The 18492-nt window shown below is 63.1% G+C and carries 14 protein-coding genes; 6 read left to right on the top strand and 8 right to left on the bottom strand.

Annotated features, from left to right (window positions below; genetic code table 11):
• Positions 1-112 precede the first annotated feature (112 nt).
• Positions 113-2626, bottom strand: a complete 2514-nt coding sequence (locus ACZRMO_RS27435; protein WP_463974928.1) for a TonB-dependent receptor — start codon at positions 2624-2626, stop codon at positions 113-115.
• Positions 2627-3047: 421 nt separating this feature from the next.
• Between ACZRMO_RS27435 and ACZRMO_RS27430 the strand changes: the two genes are divergently transcribed.
• The gene (locus ACZRMO_RS27430) at positions 3048-3962 is read left to right on the top strand and encodes a GGDEF domain-containing protein (protein WP_124528363.1); all 915 of its coding nucleotides are present in this window, start codon (positions 3048-3050) and stop codon (positions 3960-3962) included.
• A 1-nt stretch (position 3963) separates the two neighbouring features.
• Positions 3964-5001 carry an AraC family transcriptional regulator gene (locus ACZRMO_RS27425; RefSeq protein WP_463974927.1) on the top strand — a complete coding sequence of 346 codons (1038 nt, stop codon included), beginning with the start codon at positions 3964-3966 and terminating at the stop codon, positions 4999-5001.
• Here the strand turns inward: ACZRMO_RS27425 and ACZRMO_RS27420 are convergent.
• From ACZRMO_RS27420 to ACZRMO_RS27400, 5 genes are all read right to left on the bottom strand, one after another.
• The gene (locus ACZRMO_RS27420; protein ID WP_463974926.1) at positions 4988-5869 is read right to left on the bottom strand and encodes a LysR family transcriptional regulator; all 882 of its coding nucleotides are present in this window, start codon (positions 5867-5869) and stop codon (positions 4988-4990) included. The genes ACZRMO_RS27425 and ACZRMO_RS27420 overlap by 14 nt on opposite strands.
• A 173-nt stretch (positions 5870-6042) precedes the next feature.
• Positions 6043-6657, bottom strand: coding sequence for an isochorismate family cysteine hydrolase YcaC (ycaC, locus tag ACZRMO_RS27415; RefSeq protein ID WP_016980087.1), 615 nt, complete (start codon positions 6655-6657; stop codon positions 6043-6045).
• 28 nt (positions 6658-6685) lie between these two features.
• The gene (locus ACZRMO_RS27410; protein ID WP_463974925.1) at positions 6686-8524 is read right to left on the bottom strand and encodes an amidohydrolase; all 1839 of its coding nucleotides are present in this window, start codon (positions 8522-8524) and stop codon (positions 6686-6688) included.
• The gene (locus ACZRMO_RS27405; protein WP_463974924.1) at positions 8521-9105 is read right to left on the bottom strand and encodes an antibiotic biosynthesis monooxygenase; all 585 of its coding nucleotides are present in this window, start codon (positions 9103-9105) and stop codon (positions 8521-8523) included. The genes ACZRMO_RS27410 and ACZRMO_RS27405 overlap by 4 nt, the downstream gene beginning before the upstream one ends.
• Before the next feature lie 865 nt (positions 9106-9970).
• Positions 9971-10879, bottom strand: coding sequence for a LysR family transcriptional regulator (locus ACZRMO_RS27400; RefSeq protein WP_463974923.1), 909 nt, complete (start codon positions 10877-10879; stop codon positions 9971-9973).
• Positions 10880-11083: 204 nt separating this feature from the next.
• Here ACZRMO_RS27400 and ACZRMO_RS27395 point away from each other — a divergent pair, with 204 nt between their 5' ends.
• Both ACZRMO_RS27395 and ACZRMO_RS27390 read left to right on the top strand, forming a co-directional pair.
• Positions 11084-11482, top strand: coding sequence for a helix-turn-helix domain-containing protein (locus tag ACZRMO_RS27395; protein ID WP_448187225.1), 399 nt, complete (start codon positions 11084-11086; stop codon positions 11480-11482).
• Between the two features lie 57 nt (positions 11483-11539).
• The gene (locus ACZRMO_RS27390) at positions 11540-14302 is read left to right on the top strand and encodes an ATP-binding protein (RefSeq protein ID WP_463974922.1); all 2763 of its coding nucleotides are present in this window, start codon (positions 11540-11542) and stop codon (positions 14300-14302) included.
• On the opposite strand, the gene ACZRMO_RS27385 is transcribed toward ACZRMO_RS27390, so the two are convergent.
• Positions 14249-15682 carry a winged helix-turn-helix domain-containing protein gene (locus ACZRMO_RS27385; RefSeq protein ID WP_463974921.1) on the bottom strand — a complete coding sequence of 478 codons (1434 nt, stop codon included), beginning with the start codon at positions 15680-15682 and terminating at the stop codon, positions 14249-14251. The genes ACZRMO_RS27390 and ACZRMO_RS27385 overlap by 54 nt on opposite strands.
• 166 nt (positions 15683-15848) lie before the next feature.
• Positions 15849-16799: a GlxA family transcriptional regulator gene (locus tag ACZRMO_RS27380; RefSeq protein WP_463974920.1), complete on the bottom strand. Its 951-nt coding sequence runs from the start codon at positions 16797-16799 to the stop codon at positions 15849-15851.
• A 180-nt stretch (positions 16800-16979) separates the two neighbouring features.
• On the opposite strand from ACZRMO_RS27380, the gene ACZRMO_RS27375 reads away from it, so the two are divergent.
• Both ACZRMO_RS27375 and ACZRMO_RS27370 read left to right on the top strand, forming a co-directional pair.
• Complete coding sequence (locus tag ACZRMO_RS27375) at positions 16980-17702, top strand: pirin family protein (RefSeq protein WP_463974919.1); 723 nt, start codon at positions 16980-16982, stop codon at positions 17700-17702.
• Between the two features lie 120 nt (positions 17703-17822).
• Positions 17823-18170 carry a hypothetical protein gene (locus tag ACZRMO_RS27370; RefSeq protein ID WP_463974918.1) on the top strand — a complete coding sequence of 116 codons (348 nt, stop codon included), beginning with the start codon at positions 17823-17825 and terminating at the stop codon, positions 18168-18170.
• Positions 18171-18492: the final 322 nt, after the last annotated feature.

Here is an 18492-nt window from a genome sequence, read left to right as displayed (position 1 = left end):
TCAACTGTGGGAGCGGGCTTGCTCGCGAATGCGGTGTATCAGTCGACGAATCAGTTGGCTGACCCACCGTATTCGCGAGCAAGCCCGCTCCCACATTTGGAAGGTGTGGGATTCAGAAGTGGGTGAAGGTCAGGCCGACTTTGTAGGTCGGGCCATACTCTTCGTACTGCCCGTTGTAGCTGCGATGGCCGGTGTAGACGAAGTACGACTCATCCGTCAGGTTCTGCGCCTCGAAGCTCACTTGCAGGTTCTTGGTCAGTGAGTAGCGCGCGCTGAAATCCACAAAGGTCTGGGCATCGACGTGCAGGTCATGGGCCTTGTCGTTGATCGACGCCAGCTCGTACAGATAGGCCGACTTGTAGTTGGCCGACAGGCGCAGGCTGAGCTTGTCATCTTCCCAGCCGAGCATCAGGTTGCCGACGGTGTCGGACTGGTTCGGCAGGCTGATGTTGCGTTTGCGGTTGCCGCCGCTGGCGCTGTCGAAGCCTTCGATATCGGCGCTGGAGCGGCTGAAGGTGGTGTTGGCGCCCACCAGCAAACCGTTCCACGGCGCCGGCAGCCAGTCGAACTTCTGCGAGTAGGCCAGTTCCAGGCCATACAGCTTGGCGCTGTCACCATTGGCGTAGGTGTGGGCCTCGGAGAAATTGGTCCAGGCGCCGGTGCCGGCGACGTCGGTGTTGTAGACGAAGTTCTTGATGTCCTTGTAGAACACGAACGCCGAGACGGTGCCGGCGCGGCCCATGAAGTGCTCGATACCAAGGTCCAGGTTGCTCGATTCCAGCGGCTTGAGGTCCGGGTTGCCGAAGGTGGCCTCGTCATCGTCGATCACAAAGCCCGGCGCCAGTTGGCCGAAGGTCGGGCGCACCACGGATTTGGTCCAGGCCGCGCGCACCTGGGTGTTCTTGTCGATCTGGTAGCGCGCATGCAGGCCCGGCAGCCAGTGGTGGTAGCGGCGTTTAGTGTCGGTGGCGGTGAACACGCCATCGGTGGCGCCGGTGCCTTTGGCTTCGAACTCGGTGCCTTCGTAGCGCAGGCCGGCAATGAAGCGCCAGTCGTCGATATCGATGGTGTTCATCAGGTAGCCGGCGTTGATGTCTTCGCGGATGGTGAAGTCGTTGACCCGCGATTCGGTCTCGTCATAGAAGTCCGCCGCGTTGAGGCCACCGATCAACTGCTTGATGCTGCTGGGGCTGATGCCAGGGCCGTAGTTACCCAGGCGATAATCCACATTGCCCTTCTGGAACTGGGTGAGGTTGAGCTGTTCGTCAGTGAAGCCCAGGTCGTCAAAATCCTTGTAGACCCAGGCTTCCAGGTCGTTGCTCTTGTGGCGGCGGCTGACCTTGCCGCCAAACTTGAACTGCGACGCGTAACCGCTCAGGTCATAGTCGCGGGCCAGGTCCAGACGCAGGTTTTTCTCGGTATCCTTGGTGTTCTGTTTTTCCCAATCGACCTTGTCGAGGGTGAAGTTGCTCGCATCGTAGAAGCCGCTGCCGATGATCGGGCGCGGTTTGTCCTTGTCGTAGAAACCGCTGTTGGCGAAGTCACCGCCGTCAAAGGTGGCGCCGGCGATGTGCGCCGGGCTGTCTTCGCTGGACTGGCTGTAACCGGCCTGGCCGCTCAAGGTCCACAGGCCGAGCATGCGTTCGCCGCCAAAGACATAGGACTGGATTTCCTGGGTTTCTTCGCGGTTTTTCAGCTTGCGCTTGCCCTCCGCATCCCCCAGTTCGCCCGGGGCCTGGGGGTCGGCAAATTCAATGCTGGTGGAGTTGCGGGTCTCGGTGTCTTTGTAGCGGCTGTAGAGGGTGCGCAGGTAATAGCTGCTGAGGTCATCGGGCTTGTAGTCGAAGTTCAGGCCGCCACCGGCGCGTTCGCGGCTGATGTCGTAGTCGCGCTGTTCGAATTCGTTGAGTTTGGCGCCGTCAGTGAAGTCCCAGGCGCCGCCGGTTTCGACGTTGTCCGAGCCGAAGTCACGCTTCTGCCAGCTGAGTGCGGCGGCCACGCCGAAGTTGTCGATGCCGTCGCCCAGGCTGAAACGGTTGCTGGCGGCGCCGGAGAATTTCGGGCTGGTCTGGTGGGTGTTCTTGTCGTAGCTGGCTTCGGTGCTGCCGGTGTAGAACAGGCCTTTGTGATCGAAGGCCGAGAGGCTTTGCACATCGACCGTACCGCCGAGGGAGTTGGCGTCCATGTCCGGGGTGAGGGTCTTGATCACCGACAGCGACTGCACCAGTTCCGAGGGCAACACATCGAGGGCCACGGCGCGGCGTGCGCTTTCCGGGGCGGGCACGAGGGTGCCGTTGATGGTCACGCTGTTGAGGTCCGGGCCCAGGCCACGCACGCTGACGAAGCGCCCTTCGCCCTGGTCGCGCTCGACGCTGACACCCGGCAGGCGCTGCACCGCTTCAGCGACGTTTTCATCCGGCAGTTGGGCGACGCCGTCGGCGTGCACCACGCTCTTGATGCTGTCGGCGGTTCGCTGTTCTTTCAGCGCCGAATCGATCGCGGCGGCCTGGCCGACCACTTCGACATGCTCGGTGGTGGCCGCTTCGGCCGCGTTGATCCGCTCGCTGGCCATTGCCAGGGCCAAGGCGGTAAGCGTGAAGCCGACGAGCCCGGTGCGCTTGTACATGCAATCCTCCCCAAGAATCCGTTGGCGCCAGGCAAGAGGCCCGGCAACTGGGAGGGCAAGCTAGGGGTGGGGGATGACGGTTCTGTGACAGGTACAGCGTGTGAAGGCCATAACCCGGGGTTTGGAGCGACCTCAAGCGTACAAATGAGCTGAAATGACCTCGGTTTAAAGCCTGGGAGCTGTGTTTGTGTGGGAGCTGGCTTGCCTGCGATGCAGGCACCTCGGTCTTTCAGTAACACCTGGGTGATGCTATCGCAGGCAAGCCAGCTCCCACACAAGCCAGCTCCCACAGTTGAGCTGTGTTTGGTTTGAAATTGTGATTTTTCCGTGAGCTGATTCGACCCGCCCCCACCGTCACGCAACCGTCACATCCATCTGCTGTGCTGGCGCCCATCGCTCTGTTGCCCAAGGATTCGCGGCCATGTTCTCCGTGCTCAAACCCCACCGCTGGAAACTCTCCCTGCTGCTGATCGCCGCCAACCTCGGGTTGATCCTGCACCTGGCCTGTGGCGAGTTGAAAAGCTTCAGCGAATGGGTGTGGCTGGATATCTTCGGCGAAGGCGGCTCCGCCCTGCTCGCCCTGGTGTGGCTGGGCCTGGTGCTGAAAAGCCGCCCCGCCGGGCGCGTCACCAACTACCTGGCGCTGGGCCTGTCGTGCATCTTTTTCTCGTGGTGGATCGACAGCCTCGACGAGTTTATCCGCCTGCCCGACAGCATCACCTGGGACCACTGGCTCGAATCCGGGCCGATGCCGGTGGGCATGATTCTGCTGACCATCGGCATCTACCACTGGCACCGCGAACAACTGGCGATCAGTGCGCAGATGGAGAAACGCGAGCGGCTGTTCCGCGAGCATCGCCTGTTCGACAAACTCACGCCCCTGGCCGGCGCCGACTACCTCAAGCGCCAATTGGCCGACAGCCTGCGCGACAGCCAGGAGCAGCAGCAACCGCTGTCCCTGCTGGCCCTGGACCTGGACAACTTCGCCGCCATCAACCAGGCCTTCGGGCATGCCGAAGGCGATGCGGTGTTGCAGGCCCTAAGCCATGTGCTGTTGCTGAACCTTCGCCGTCAGGATTTGCTCTGCCGCCTGGCCGGCGACCGTTTTGTGGTGCTGCTGCCCAATACCGGCGAGCGCCAGGCCCAGGTGCTCGCGCTGGAGCTGCAACAGACCGTGCGCGCCCTCGCCCACAAGACCCGGCTGCAAGGCGAACGCCTGCAACTGGCGGCCACCACCGCCGTGGTCATGGCTCTGGACGAAGCGCCGCAGGATTTGCTCAAGCGCCTGAACCTGGCCCTGGCCCGCGCCAAGCAACCGCTTGCGAAAAGCGCCTGAGATGGCGGTGAAAACAGACTGGTATGAAGCCGACAGCCGCTTCATCCCGGGGCATTACCAACCCGCCACACTGATCGACCTGGCGTTGTCGCGGGACATCGACAGCCATCGCCTGCTGCGTGGCACCGGGCTGTTTCACGAGGACATCCTGGCGGGCACTGCACGGCTGAGCCCGCAGCAATTTCTCGGCCTGATCGGCAACAGCCGCAAATTGCTGGACGCCGACGACAGCAGCTTCCTGTTCGGCCAGCGCTTGTTGCCCGGCTACTACGGCGCGGCCAGCCATGCGTTGGGCCATGCGCAGAACCTGCATCAGGCGCTGGACATCCTGATCCAGCAGCAAGTGTTGCTCAGCCCGCTGGTCACCCTGCGACTGGAGTTGGATGAGCACCACGCCTACCTGTACTGGCTGGACACCTGCGGCGCTGGCGAACACTGGCGTTTCTTGCTCGAAGCCAGCATGACCTCGCTGGTTGCCATGAGCCAATGGCTCAGCGGTGAGCGCCTGCCGTGGGTGGCCAGTTTCAGCCATGCCGAGCCCCGTTATGTCGAGCAGTACTGGGTACACCTGGGCGAAGACACGCGCTTCGAACGCCCGCTGGACATGCTCTGCATCCCCCGCGAATACCTCACCCGCGCCTGGCCGGGCGCGTCCGTCACGGCTGGGCAGGTCGCACGCCAGCAGGCTCGTGAGCAGATCGAACAGCTGGGCTTTGCCGGCAGTTTTCTCGATTGCCTCGACGACTACCTGCGCGACCTGGTGCGCCAACCGCCGAGCCTGGAACAGGCCGCGCTGGCGTTCGCCATGAGCCCGGCGACCCTCAAGCGCAAGCTGCACAAGCACGACACCGGGTTTCAGCAGCAAGTGGACCGGGTGCGCAAGCAGGTGGCGTTGCACCTGTACCAGGTCAAGGGCTACAGCAATGAGGAAGTGGCGGCGTACCTGAATTTCAACGATGCGGCGAACTTTCGTCGCGCGTTCAAACGCTGGACCGGCAGCACGCCGAACCTGATCCGCCAGCTGTTCAACAGCCGCTAGCCAGGCGCTCGCGCAAGAATTCCACCAGCGCCTGCACCGGCCGTGAGCTTTGCCGGTGTTGCGGGTACACCGCCGACAGGGTCAGATCTTCGGGGGCGAACTCGTCCAACACACTGACCAGGCGGCCATCCTTCAGCGCGTCGCCGACGATAAAGGTCGGCAGATAGGTCACGCCCAAGCCGGCGATGGCGGTGTCGCGCAACAGGTCACCGTTGTTCACGCGCATCCGCCCGCTCACATTCAGCGCCTGCACCTTGCCCTTGAAGCGCCATTGCACCTGGCGGCCATGGCCGTACGGCAGGCAGTCGTGCTCGGCGAGGTCATCGGGTTTTAGCGGCGTACCGCGCAGCGCCAGGTAGTCGGGGCTGGCGCAATACACCCGGGGAATGCTGGCGATACGGCGGGCGATCAGGGTGGAGTCTTCCAGGGTGCCGATGCGCAACACCAGGTCGTAGCCTTCGCCGATCAGGTCCACGGGACGGTCGCTGAGATCGACCTCCACCGACACTTGGGGATGGCGCTGTAAAAACAGCGGCAACAGGCAACCCAGGTGAGCCATGGCAAACGACAACGGCGCGCTGAGGCGAATGGTGCCGCGCGGCTCGCTGTTCTGCCCGGTGATGCCCTGCTCCACTTGCTCGACTTCAGCGAGCAGGCGCAGGGCAGATTCGTAGTAACTCTGGCCCAGTGGCGTGACATCCAGGCGGCGGGTGGAACGGTTGAGCAGACGCACGCCGAGGCGGTCTTCCAGCTGGATCAGGCGGCGGCTGACGAACTGCTTGGACAGGCCCAACTGTTCGGCGGCGGCGGTGAAGCTGCCGGACTCCATGACCTGGCAGAACAGGCGCATGTCTTCAAAGGGGTTCATTGTCGCTTCTCGGTGGACATTTCCGGGTTTATAACACGCCCCAACTGATCGTTCCCACGCTCTGCGTGGGAATGCAGCCCTTGGACGCTCCGCGTCCGCAGTGGAGGTCGTGACGCGGAGCGTCGCAGGAGGCGCTCCCACGCGGAGCGTGGGAACGATCGGTCGGGGTGGGGTTACTTGGTGAACGCCGAGTAGCTGTTCATCAGGTTGCGGTAGTTGGGAATACGCGGCGACAGCAGGTTGGCCAAGCCTTCCATATCGTTGCGCCAGTCGCGTTGCAGCTCACAGGCCACCGCGAACCAGTTCACCAGTTGTGCACCGGCGGCGGTCATGCGCGCCCAGGCGGCCTGTTGCACGGTTTCGTTGAAAGTGCCGGAGGCATCGGTGACCACGAACACTTCAAAGCCTTCCTCCAGCGCACACAGGGTCGGGAACGCCACGCATACATCGGTCACAACACCGGCAATGATGATCTGCTTGCGGCCGGTCGCCTTGACGGCCTTGACGAAATCTTCGTTGTCCCAGGCGTTGATCTGGCCAGGACGGGCAATGTACGGCGCATCCGGGAACAGTTCCTTGAGTTCCGGCACCAGCGGGCCGTTGGGGCCGCTTTCAAAGCTGGTGGTGAGGATGGTCGGCAGGTTGAAGAACTTCGCCACATCGGCCAGGGCCAGGACGTTGTTCTTGAATTCGTTGGGGGAGAAATCCTGGACCAGGGAGATCAGGCCAGTCTGGTGATCGACCAACAGTACAACCGCGTCATCTTTGTTCAAGCGTGGGCTAGCCATGGTTCAACTCCTTACGGGGGATGGGAAATCAGAAAGCAAAGCAGGAACAGCCAAACGCGCCCCAGAAACCCTGGAAGTCGCTGACCGGCACGCTGGAAAGCCGCGCCTTTTCGTGGCTGTGGGAATGCACGCCGCAGGGGCCGCTGCACTGGTGAACTTGCGCCTGCAACGGCGAACTTGGGCGCCAGTGCCCTGGTACCTTGACCACCGGCGACCAGTCCGGCAGCACCGGCACCCGTGGCGGTGCGTAATCCTCGAAGTCGCCGGCGCCGTAGACCACCTTGCCGCCGACCACGGTCAGTACCGATTCAATCCACTTGATGGCTTCTTCATCGACACTGAAAAAGTCCGCCGACAGTGCGGCGACGTCCGCCAATTGGCCGACCTTGATCTGGCCTTTCTTGCCCTGCTCGGACGAGAACCAGGCGCTGCCATGGGTGAACAGTTCCAGCGCGGTGAGGCGCGGCAAGCCTTCGGCGTGCAGCTCCAGGCCGCCGACGGTGCGGCCGCTGACCATCCAGTACAACGAGGTCCACGGGTTGTAGCTCGACACCCGCGTGGCATCGGTACCCGCCCCGACCGGCACGCCTTCGGCGAGCATGCGCTTGATCGGCGGCGTGGCTTCGGCCGCCTTGGCGCCGTAGCGCTCGACAAAGTATTCGCCCTGGAACGCCATGCGGTCCTGAATCGCAATACCGCCGCCAAGGGCACGCACGCGCTCGATGTTTTTCGGCGTGATGGTTTCCGCATGGTCGAAAAACCACGGCAGGCCATTGAACGGAATATCGCGGTTGACCTTCTCGAACACGTCGAGCATGCGCGAGATGGACTCGTCATACGTGGCATGCAGGCGGAACGGCCAGCGCTGCTCCACCAGGTGGCGCACCACCGGTTCCAGCTCCTGCTCCATGGTCAGCGGCAGGTCCGGGCGCGGCTCGAGGAAGTCTTCAAAGTCAGCGGCCGAGAACACCAGCATCTCGCCGGCGCCGTTGTGGCGCAGGTAGTCGTCGCCCTGGTGCAGGGTGACGCTGCCGGTCCAGTTCTTGAAGTCGCTGAGTTCTTCCTTGGGCTTCTGGGTGAACAGGTTGTAGGCGATGCGCACCGTCAACTGTTCGTCCTTGGCCAACTGCTCGATTACCGCGTAGTCGTCGGGGTAGTTCTGGAAACCACCGCCGGCGTCGATGGCGCTGGTCAGGCCGAGGCGATTGAGTTCACGCATGAACTGGCGGGTCGAGTTGACCTGGTATTCCAGCGGCAGTTTCGGGCCCTTGGCGAGGGTCGAATAGAGGATCATCGCGTTGGGACGCGCCACCAGCATGCCGGTGGGGTTGCCGTTACTGTCGCGCACGATCTCGCCGCCCGGTGGGTTCGGCGTGTCCTTGGTGTAGCCGGCCACACGCAGGGCGGCACGGTTGAGCAAGGCGCGGTCGTACAGGTGTAGCACGAACACCGGGGTGTCTGGCGCGGCCTGGTTCAACTCTTCGAGGGTGGGCATGCGTTTTTCGGCGAACTGGAATTCGTTCCAGCCACCGACTACGCGCACCCACTGTGGCGTCGGGGTGCGGTCGGCCTGGTCCTTGAGCATGCGCAGTGCATCGGCCAGGGACGGCACGCCTTCCCAGCGCAGTTCGAGGTTGTAGTTCAAGCCGCCACGGATCAGGTGCAGGTGGGAGTCGTTGAGGCCGGGGATCACGGTGCGGCCCTTGAGGTCGATGACCTGGGTACCACTGCCGCGCAGGGCCATGGCTTCACCGTCGGTGCCGACGGCGACAAAGCGGCCCTGGTGGATGGCGACGGCGGTGGCGCGCGGGTTTTCACGATCCACGGTGTGGAACTGGCCATTGAACAGAATCAGGTCGGCGTTCATAGGGTTTCCTTTACAGAGGCTTCAAGCCAGGGAGCGAACAGGCGTGTGGCGGCCGGCATCAGCAGGTAGACCACCAGCACGACGATGGTCAGGGTGACCAGGAAGGTGGCGACCACATAGTTGGAGAGGAAGGGGTGCAGGCGCAGCACCGGGCCCCAGATGATTGGGACCAGCAGGGTCAGTGGCAGGATCACGAACAGGGTGACCACGGCCTGCTTCCAGCGCGGCGGCTTGGCGGCGGTTTCGGGGTTGAACCAGAATTCGTTGACGGCGCCGATTTCGGTGTTGTCGCCGTCGGCGAGCATGGGGGCGGCTTCGGCGATCAATTCGTTGCGTTCGGGGGAGTCGAGCCAGCGTTCCAGGGCGTCGGTGGAGCGGTAGCGCAGGACGCAGGTGAACAGGGCGAGGTTGTTTTGTTTGCTGCGTACGACGTCCACGCCGAGGTGGCCGGGGCGTTCGCCGGCGATGCGGACGATGCGGCGGAGCCAGGCTTCGTAGTTGGCTTCGTGCCCGGGTTTGATGAGGTGTTTGACGACCAGGGTGACGACTTCGTCGGGGCTGGTTTTGGGTGTTGGGTCCATGGTGTTGGATTCCCCCTGGAGAGTTGAGCGATGGGGGGAGTTTGCCGGTCGGGGTGGTGGGGGAATTGGATGTATGTGCTGTTTGGGGTGGGCTGCGTATATATCCGTTATTTGGGTAACGGCGGCTTATGGTTCCGCCCTTACGGCGGGTCACTTTGGAAAAGCCCCAAAGTAACCAAAGGGCTCTTGCCCCAACACTCGGTGCCTCGCCTAGGCTCGGCATGCCCGTAATCCGACATGTATTTGGGGGGCCGCCGCCACGCGCCATCCATGGCGCGGGGCGGCTAAACCGGCATCCCTGCCGGTTTACCCCCCAAATCCATGCCGAATTCCGGCCAGCGTGTTTAACGGGGCGCCTAAGATCAAAATCAAAAACAAAGCGAGGCGGCCTGACAGCCGACCTGATTGACGAAGCGTACGCGGTCTCCTGTGGGAGCTGGCTTGCCTGCGATGGCATCAACTGGGTGTGCCTGATGTACCGAGTTGTCTGCATCGCAGGCAAGCCAGCTCCCACAGGTTCCAGTTCCCACAGTTGAAGAGTGAACACCATGAGAAAGACCGGTCGGCTTTAAGGCCGCCGCGCTTTGTTTTTGATCTTACTTGCCCCGTCAAACACGCTGGCCGAACGCAGGCTTGAATCCGTGGGTAACCCGGCAGGACGCCGGGTTAGCCGCCCTGCGCCATGGATGGCGCATGGCGGCGGCCCACGGATTCAAGCCGGAGTGAGGGCATGCCGAGCCTAAGCGAGGCACCGAGTGTTGGGGCAAGAGCCCTTTGGTTACTTTGGGGCTTTTCCAAAGTGACCCGCTGTAAGAGCGGAACCATAAGTCGCCGTTACCTAACCAACGGATATGTACACAAAACCCTAAAGCACCCGAGCCATGTGCTCAGCAATCCTCCCACGCAACCACCGCTCCGCCGGATCATTGTCATGCACCCCACTCCAAACCATCGACAACTCCGCCGCCTCAATCGCAAACGGCGGATCCTCCGCCCGTAACGCCGTCCCCTCGGTCAGCGCACACGCCGCATAATCCGGCACGGTCGCAATTATCTGCGTCCCCGCCAACAACGCCCGCAACCCACTGAATTGCGGCACCGCCAACACCACCCGCCGCGCCCGGCCAATACGCGCCAAATCCAGATCGATATTACCGCTCAGATCCCCGGAAAACGACACCATCGCATGGGGCCGCTCGCAGTAGTCGTCCAGGGTCAGCGGCGCAACCCCGCCATCCCCCCGCAGCACCTTGCACGGTATGTCCCGCAGCTTCTTGCGCTTGGCATTCGCCGGCAATTCCGTGGTGTAACTGACCCCCACCGAAATCTCACCGCTGGCCAACAACGCTGACATCAGCAGGTAATTGGCGCGGCGCACCACCACGACAATCCCCGGGGCCTCTTCACGTAGTTGGCTGAGCAACGGCGGAAACAGGCCAAACTCGGCGTCGTCGGACAGCCCGATACGAAACACCGCGCAGCTGGTTGAAGGGTCGAAATCCTTGGCGCGGCTGACGGCGCCCGAGATGATGTCCATGGCCGGTTGCAACTCCTTGAGTATCGCCACGGCGCGTGGCGTGGGCTCCATGCCCCGCCCGTTGCGCAGCAGCAACGGGTCGTCGAACAGATCGCGCAGCCGACCCAATGCCGCACTCACCGCCGGTTGGCCCATAAAGAGTTTTTCGGCGACCCGGGTCAGGTTCTTCTCGAACATCAGCGCTTCGAAAATCACCAACAGGTTCATATCGACGCGGCGCAGGTCGTTACGGTTCATAGCGGTATCCAAACGGTTGGCGAGCCGCCAGATAAGCACGCAAAACGCGGCCTGGATTGCACCGCTGTGCTGTCTTTTCAACGCCGGCACCTGGCGAAATTAACAACGATTAACTCGTCAGCCAGACGGTCTGGCGCCAAGAATGTGTCGGTCTACACTGCATCCATTCACCGGGAACGCTCCCATCGACTGCGGATATCCGTCATGGCCCGACTTGAGCACACTGCTCCCCGTTTATCCGCGACCGGCGGCCTGTGTGCCCGGCGCGAGCGGATTGCCAAACAATTGATCCTCGCCAACCTCGGTGAAAGCCTGGCGATTGCCGAACTGGCCCAGGCCTGTGCGCTGTCGCGCAGTCATTTTTCGCGGGCGTTCAAGTGCACCACCGGGCTGTCGCCGCAGGAATGGATTCGCCAACAGCGCATCCAGCGCGCCAAGGAGTTGATCACCGGTTCCGACTTGAGCCTCACGCAGATCAGCCTGGAATGCGGCTTTTGCGACCAGGCGCACTTCTGCCACATGTTCACCCGCAGCGAAGGCGTCAACCCGATGACCTGGCGAAATCACCAATTGCGTCACAGGCCGCAAGTCATTGCGGCCTAGTGGTTGGCACCCGCCTGGAATATGCTGGCCACACCCTTTCCCAGAGCATGGCCGGCCATGAATGACCTCAGCGACCAGGCCGTGCAGTTCGGCCCCTACCGCATCCACCCGCGCGAGCGCCTGGTGCTGGAAGGCGGCCGCCCGTTGCGCCTGGGGCGGCGGGCCGTGGAGATTCTGCTGATCCTGCTGGAGCAGGCCGGCAATGTGGTGAGCAAGCAGGAGTTGATCGCCCGCGTGTGGCCCAAGAGCGTGGTGGAAGACGGCAACCTGCGGGTGCATATGGCCGCGCTGCGCAAGGCTTTGGGCGATGGCCAGGCCGGGCAGCGCTATATCGTGACCGTGGCCCAGCGTGGCTACAGTTTTGTTGCGCCACTGAGCATCGAACCCATGAGCCTGCCCACCGAAGGTGCACCGCAACGCCCGTGCCATAACCTGCCGCTGCGGCGCACCCGCATGATTGGCCGCCAGGCGCTGATCGATGCACTGGTGCAGCAACTGCCCGCACAACGTTTCATCACCCTCATCGGCGCCGGCGGTATCGGCAAGACCACCGTGGCGCTGCGGGTGGCGGAACTGCTGATCGGGCATTACCGCGACGGTATCCGCCTGCTCGACCTGGCGCCGCTGAGCGCGCCGTCGATGATCCTGCCCAACCTCGCCGCCCTGCTCGACCTCACCCTCACCGAGCAAGAGCCATTGCTCAGCGTTGCCCGCAACCTGCACACCCGCCAATTGCTGCTGGTGATCGACAACTGCGAGCACCTGCTGGACGACATCGCACTGATCAGCGAAACGCTGCTGCGCCACGCGCCAGAGTTACACATCATCGCCACCAGCCGCGAAGCGCTGCGTGCCGAGGGCGAATCCGTGCAGCGCCTGGAACCGCTGGCGTGCCCGCCCGCCACCGGCAACCGCGCCCAGGCCCTGGGCTACCCGGCCCTGCAATTGCTGATCGAACGGGCGATGTCGCACCAGGACAGCTTTACCCTCAGCGACGCCGAGCTGCCGCTGGCCATCGATATCTGCCAGCGTCTGGACGGCATCCCCTTGGCCATCGAGCTGGTGGCGGCGCAGATAGAACGCTTCGGCCTGTCGGGCCTGCTGGTGCAGATGGAAGACAACTTCCGCCTGCTCACCCGTGGCCGCAGCAGCGCCCTGCCCCGCCAGCAAACCCTGCGCGCCACGCTGGACTGGAGCTTCGAGCTGCTCACCGGCTGCGAGCAGATTTGCCTGCGCCGCCTCGCGGTATTCCGTGGCGGCTTCAGTCTGGCCAGCGCGGCGGCGGTGATCGCCGGTGAACAGGTGGCGCCCCTTGAAGTATTGGGCTCCATCACGCAACTGGTGGCCAAGTCCTTGCTCAATGTGGAGGCCGGTGATGACGAGGTGGTCTATCGCCTGCACGACATCACGCGCACCTACGCCCTGGAAAAACTCAGCAGCGCCGGTGAACTCGACGTCACCCGCGCACGCCACGCCGAGCGTTGCCTGAGCCTGATGAACCAGGCGCAGGACGATTGGGAACTGACCGCGACCCAGCCGTGGATCGACCGCTATGCGCCCTTGCGCGAAGACATCCGCGCCGCCCTCGACTGGGGCCTTGGCGAGCATGGCGTGCACTTGTTGGGCATTCGCCTCACCGTCAGCGCCATGCCGCTGTGGCAAGAGTTGTCGCTGCTGCGTGAGCACGGTTTGTACGTGGGCAAGGCCCTGGAGCGGCTGGCGCAATCGGCAGCGCCGAGCCAGCGCCTGCATATGGCCTTGCAACTGGCGCTGGGCAGTTTTTCCTATCACACCCAGGGCGGCACGCCGCAGACCATCGACGCCTTTAGCTGCGCGCGGCGCCTGGCCGAAGCGGGCAAGGACCTCGCCGGCCAACTGCGCGCCGTGTCGGGGCATATGGCGGTCAACCTGTGCTGCGGCAACTATCGCGAAGCCCTGTCGCAGAGCCTGCACTTCGACCAACTGGGGCCGCAGGCCGAACCCTTGCTGGACCTCAGCGCACAACGCCTGCGGGTGCTGGCACAACACTTCGCCGGCAACCAGGCGCTGGCCTTGCACAACGCCGAGCAGGTGATTCAGCGGATGGCCCAGAGCGGCCATCTGAACCGCTTTACCCATGGCTTTGGCGTGCAGTACGACCAGAGCGTGGCGTCGTTGACCATCCTCACGCGCATCCTCTGGCTGCGGGGTTTCCCGGAGCGCGCCGCCCGTATCGCCGACCAGGCGTTGGCACTCGCGTTGCAAATCAACCATGGCACGTCGATCTGCTACACCCTGGCCCTCGCCGGCGTGGTGATCGCCCGCTACAACGGCGACACCGCCGCGACCCAGGCGCACATGGACCTGCTGCTGCAACAGGCACAAAAACACTCGGTGCAGCTGTTCCATACCTGGGCGCGCTGTTACGCCGGCACGACGCGGATGGCCGATGTGCAGGGCTTGGGATTGGTGGAGGATATTCTCGTCACCTTCAACGCGACCGAGGTGAGCGATACCGTGTTCGAACGCGCCCGCAACGGCGGCGCCGGCTGGTGCACTGCGGAGATCCTGCGGGGGCGCGCCGAAAGCCTCAGCGACAGCCGTGCCGCCGAAGCCCTGCTGCTGGAAGCCCTGGGCCTGGCACACCAGCAAGGTGCGCTGGCCTGGGAGTTGCGCAGCGCCACGGCGTTGGCGCAGTTGTGGCAGAGCCAGGGCCGCGTGCAGGCGGCGCGTGATCTGTTGGCGTCGGTGTATGGGCGTTTCACCGAAGGTTTTGCCACCGCCGACCTACTCCGCGTACGCGGCCTGCTCGACGAGTTGCAGGACAAACGACCGGCCTGAAAACGGCCCCAGGTAGTGCGCGTAGCCGGCCTGCAAACGCGCCACCTGTTCGGGGTCGCGCAGTTGCGCCAAGGCGTAGCTGCGCAGACTGTTGAGCAACCGATAACGCGCGGGACCGGGGCCTGGCTCCTGGGCCAGCAACGACAGGCTCACCAGCCGCGCCAGCAGGTACGGCAGGTCGGCATGTTCCAGCTCGGTGCCCGCCACCAACGCGGTCAGCGTGGGCAAGGTCACGGCCATCTTGAACAAGCCCAATTGCAGGAACAGCCAACGCTCCGGCAGGCTCAGGCGCGCGTAGCTCCAATCCAGTGCTGCGGCGAAGGATTGGTGACGTTCAACCGCCGTGCGGCGGCCCCGCGTCAACACCTGCAAACTGCTGCGCAACTGCGTCTGCACACCGTGTATGCCCAGGGCTTCGACCTGGGCTGCCGCCAGTTCCAGGGCCAGGGGAATGCCGTCGAGACTCCGGCAGATCTCCCGTAGGGGCGCCAGGTCCTGGGCGCGTAACACAAAGCCCTGCTGACTGGCGCGCACCCGCGTAACAAACAACTGCACGGCTGGAGAGGTCATCGCCTGCTCGGCATTCCCCCAGCCGCACGGCGTCGGCAGGGCCAACCTGGGCACGCACTGCACCCACTCACCCGGCAGGTGCAAGGCTTCGCGACTGCTCAGCAACACGCTCACCTCAGGGGCGTACTGCGCCAACGTGCGCACCAGGTGACGGCAGGCACTGAGCAGCAAGTCGGCACCGTCGAGCACCAGCAACAGTTGGCGCGTGGCCAAGGGTTTGCACAATGCCTGGGCACTGGCGCAGGGCTCCAGGTCCAACGCCTTGGCCAGATGGCGGAGCATTTGCATCGGCGCTTGCACCGTCGCCAGGTCCACCCACCACACGCCGTCGCGATAACGCGGCAGCACGCGTTCGGCCAAGGCCAATGCGAGGCTGCTCTTGCCCACGCCGGCGCAACCGGTCAGGGTCATCAAACGTTGCCCGGACAGGCGCCGCACCAACATCCCCAACACTTCATCGCGACCGATCAACGGGCTCAGGCGCACGGCCAGATTGTGCCGGGGCTTGGCGGCAGGCGCAGCGCTGTGCAGCGGTGCGACAAAACTGTAGCCGCGCTGGGGGTCGTTGATGATGCAGGGTTGGCAATCCAATGCACGGCGCAGGGCCGCGATGTGCACGCGCAGGTTGCTCTCTTCCACCACGCTGTTGGGCCACACGCGGGCGATCAGGCTGTCCTTGCTGACAAACTGCCCCGGAGCTTCCAGCAGCACCGCCAGAATCTCCAGCGCCCGCCCGCCCAGCGGCACCGGCCAGCCCGCTTTGCTGACCAGGCGCTGCTGCGGGTGAAAGGTGTAGCGGCCGAAGCTCATCGTGGGCGCGTTGTGCATGTCGATAAAGCGCTGAAACACCCGGCCTTGGGCGTTTGCGCATCCTTTTCCAGGGGCTTGGCGCTATCTTGCCACCTCGCCGTGACAGGACAATGCTGGCACGGGGAGCCACACGGACTTTGGGGTGCGTCAGACGGCCATATCGGCCTTAACTGAACTGCTGGCGGTACTGGGTCGGGTTAAGGCCGAGTTTTTCGCTGAACAGAAAGCGCATGTAGCGCACGCTGCCGAAACCGGCGTGGAAGGCCACGGTCTTGAGCGGCAGGTCGGTGGTTTCCAGCAGGTGGCGGGCGCGGTCGATGCGCGCGCCTTGCAAAAATGCCATCGGCGTCATCTGCACTTCCTTGGCAAATACCCGGGCAAAGTGGCGCGCGCTCATGCCCGCCAGCTCGGCCATCGAATCGATGGTGAACGGTTGATCCAACTGCGCCAGCACGTGGTTCTGCACCCGTGTGATCGGCGTTTCCTGGGGCGCCACCGCGGCAGTCATCGGACTGAATTGCGCCTGGCCGCCCTGGCGTTTCATCACCACCAGCAGCACCTTGGCCACATCCACCGCGACCTGCTTGCCGTGGTCCTGGGCCACTACCGACAGCGCGAGGTCGATGCCGGCCGTCACGCCGCCCGAGGTGATCAAGCGACCGTCCTGCAAGTAGATGCGATCAGTCTCGACAATGGCCTTGGGAAAGCCCTGGATCAGCCGTTCGGTGTAGTGCCAGTGGGTGGTCACGCGATGGCCGTCGAGCAGCCCGGCGTGTCCCAATACAAACGCGCCGGTGCAGATCGAACCAAAGCGCCGCGCCTTGGGCGCGGCAGCCTTGAGCCACGGCAGCAGCGCGGGATGGCATTCGTTATAAGCCCCGGGGCCGCCGGGCACCAACACTAGGTCGTAGGCATCAATGGCTTGCTCCAGCAGCAGGTCGGGCTGCACCAACACACCGTTGGAAGCGCGCAACGCACCGGGTTCAGTGCCCAGGGTGAGGATGCGGTAATGATCGGCCGCCGGCAGGTAGCGGTTGGCAATGGAGAACACTTCAAGCGGCCCGGCCATGTCGAGCAGCAGGAAGTCGGGAAACAGCGCCATGGCCACGGTTTTCATAGGGTGGAACGTCCATCGGATAAGGTACAGGCGGGCATTATGGCATGTCTTTTATTGTCAATTTGAGCGAGACAGTTATTCAGATTTCAGCTTCTTAATGAATATTCCGATAACCATTAACCTTCTTCTCAACGACAGCGCCCTGCACTTCGCAGCCCGCGCTCACTTGAGGACAAGATCATGCTGACCCTTCGCAAAGCTTCCGAACGCGGCGCCGCCAATCACGGTTGGTTGAAGTCGTTTCACACCTTCTCGTTTGCCAACTACTGGAACCCGAAAGAACAGGGGTTCTCCGACCTGCTGGTGATCAACGACGACCGCGTCGCCGCCGGCAAAGGCTTCGGCCAGCACCCGCACCGTGACATGGAGATTTTCTCCTATGTGCTTGAAGGCGCCCTGGAACACAAAGACACCCTGGGCACCGGCTCGGTGATCCGCCCCGGCGACGTGCAACTGATGAGCGCCGGCAGCGGCGTGGCCCACAGCGAGTTCAACCACAGCCAAAGCCGTGGTGTGCACTTCCTGCAAATCTGGATCGTGCCCAATGAAGTCGGCGCTGAGCCGCGCTATCAACAGGAGCACTTCAGCGAGGCGCAGAAACGTGGGCGTTTGCAGTTGATCATCTCGCCGGACGGTGCCGAGGGGTCACTCAACGTACGCCAGGATGCGCGGGTGTATGCGGGGCTGTTCAACGGCGACGAAAGCGCGACCCTCGACCTTGCAGCGGATCGCCATGCGTACATCCATGTGGCCCGGGGCAGTGTTGAGATCAACGGCCAGCGCTTTGAAGAAGGCGACGGTGCCCGTGTGCGTGATGAGCGGCAGATCCGCTTGAGCCAGGGTGAAGACGCCGAGGTGCTGGTGTTTGACCTGCGCCCTCAGGAGTTGCCACGGATGCCTTGAGCAGCCATCGCTGGTGTCGATAGTCACCATCAGCGCAATGAAGTTCTCTTAAAAACTGCGGCGCGTAACATCACATCCATACCCGGAAACACTTAACTAAAACACTTGGAGCACATCATCATGAAACGCCAAATTTTGCTTGGACTTGCTTTTTCGGTACTGGCTGTAAATGCTTTTGCTCATCCTCTGGTTGCTGAAGGTGGGGCTGAGCGACTGCAAGGGAATCGTGTGGCTGAAGGTGGCGCGGAGCGTCTGTTGGAGCGTCGTGTGGCGGAAGGTGGTTCGGATCGGTTGCTGGAGCGTCGTGTTGCTGAAGGCGGCTCGGAGCGTCTGCTGGAACGTCGTGTGGCGGAAGGTGGTTCGGATCGTCTGCAAGAGCGTCGCTTGGCGGAAGGTGGTTCGGATCGGTTGCAGGAGCGTCGTTTGGCTGAAGGTGGGGCGGAACGTCTGCTGAGTAGTCACGTGTAAGCCTGCATTGTTTGCAGGGAATCCCAAACCGGCCTGATCAGCCGGTTTTTTTTCGCCTGGGATAATGGTGGTGTGAGCACGGTTTAATGTGGGAGCTGGCTTGCCTGCGATGGCGGTCTTTGGGTGTACATATCCGTTATTTAGGTAACGGCCACTTATGGTTCCGCCCTTACGGCGGGTCACTTTTGGAAAAGAGCCCCAAAAGTAACCAAAAGGGCTTTTTTTGCCCCAACACTCGGTGCCTCGCCTAGGCTCGGCATGCCCGTAATCCGACATGGATTTGGGGGGCCGCCGCCACGCGCCATCCATGGCGCGGGGCGGC

Source organism: Pseudomonas sp. B611 (assembly GCF_055407965.1).
The sequence above is the reverse complement of the archived record's forward strand: the minus strand, read 5'-3'. Positions and strand labels throughout refer to the sequence as shown.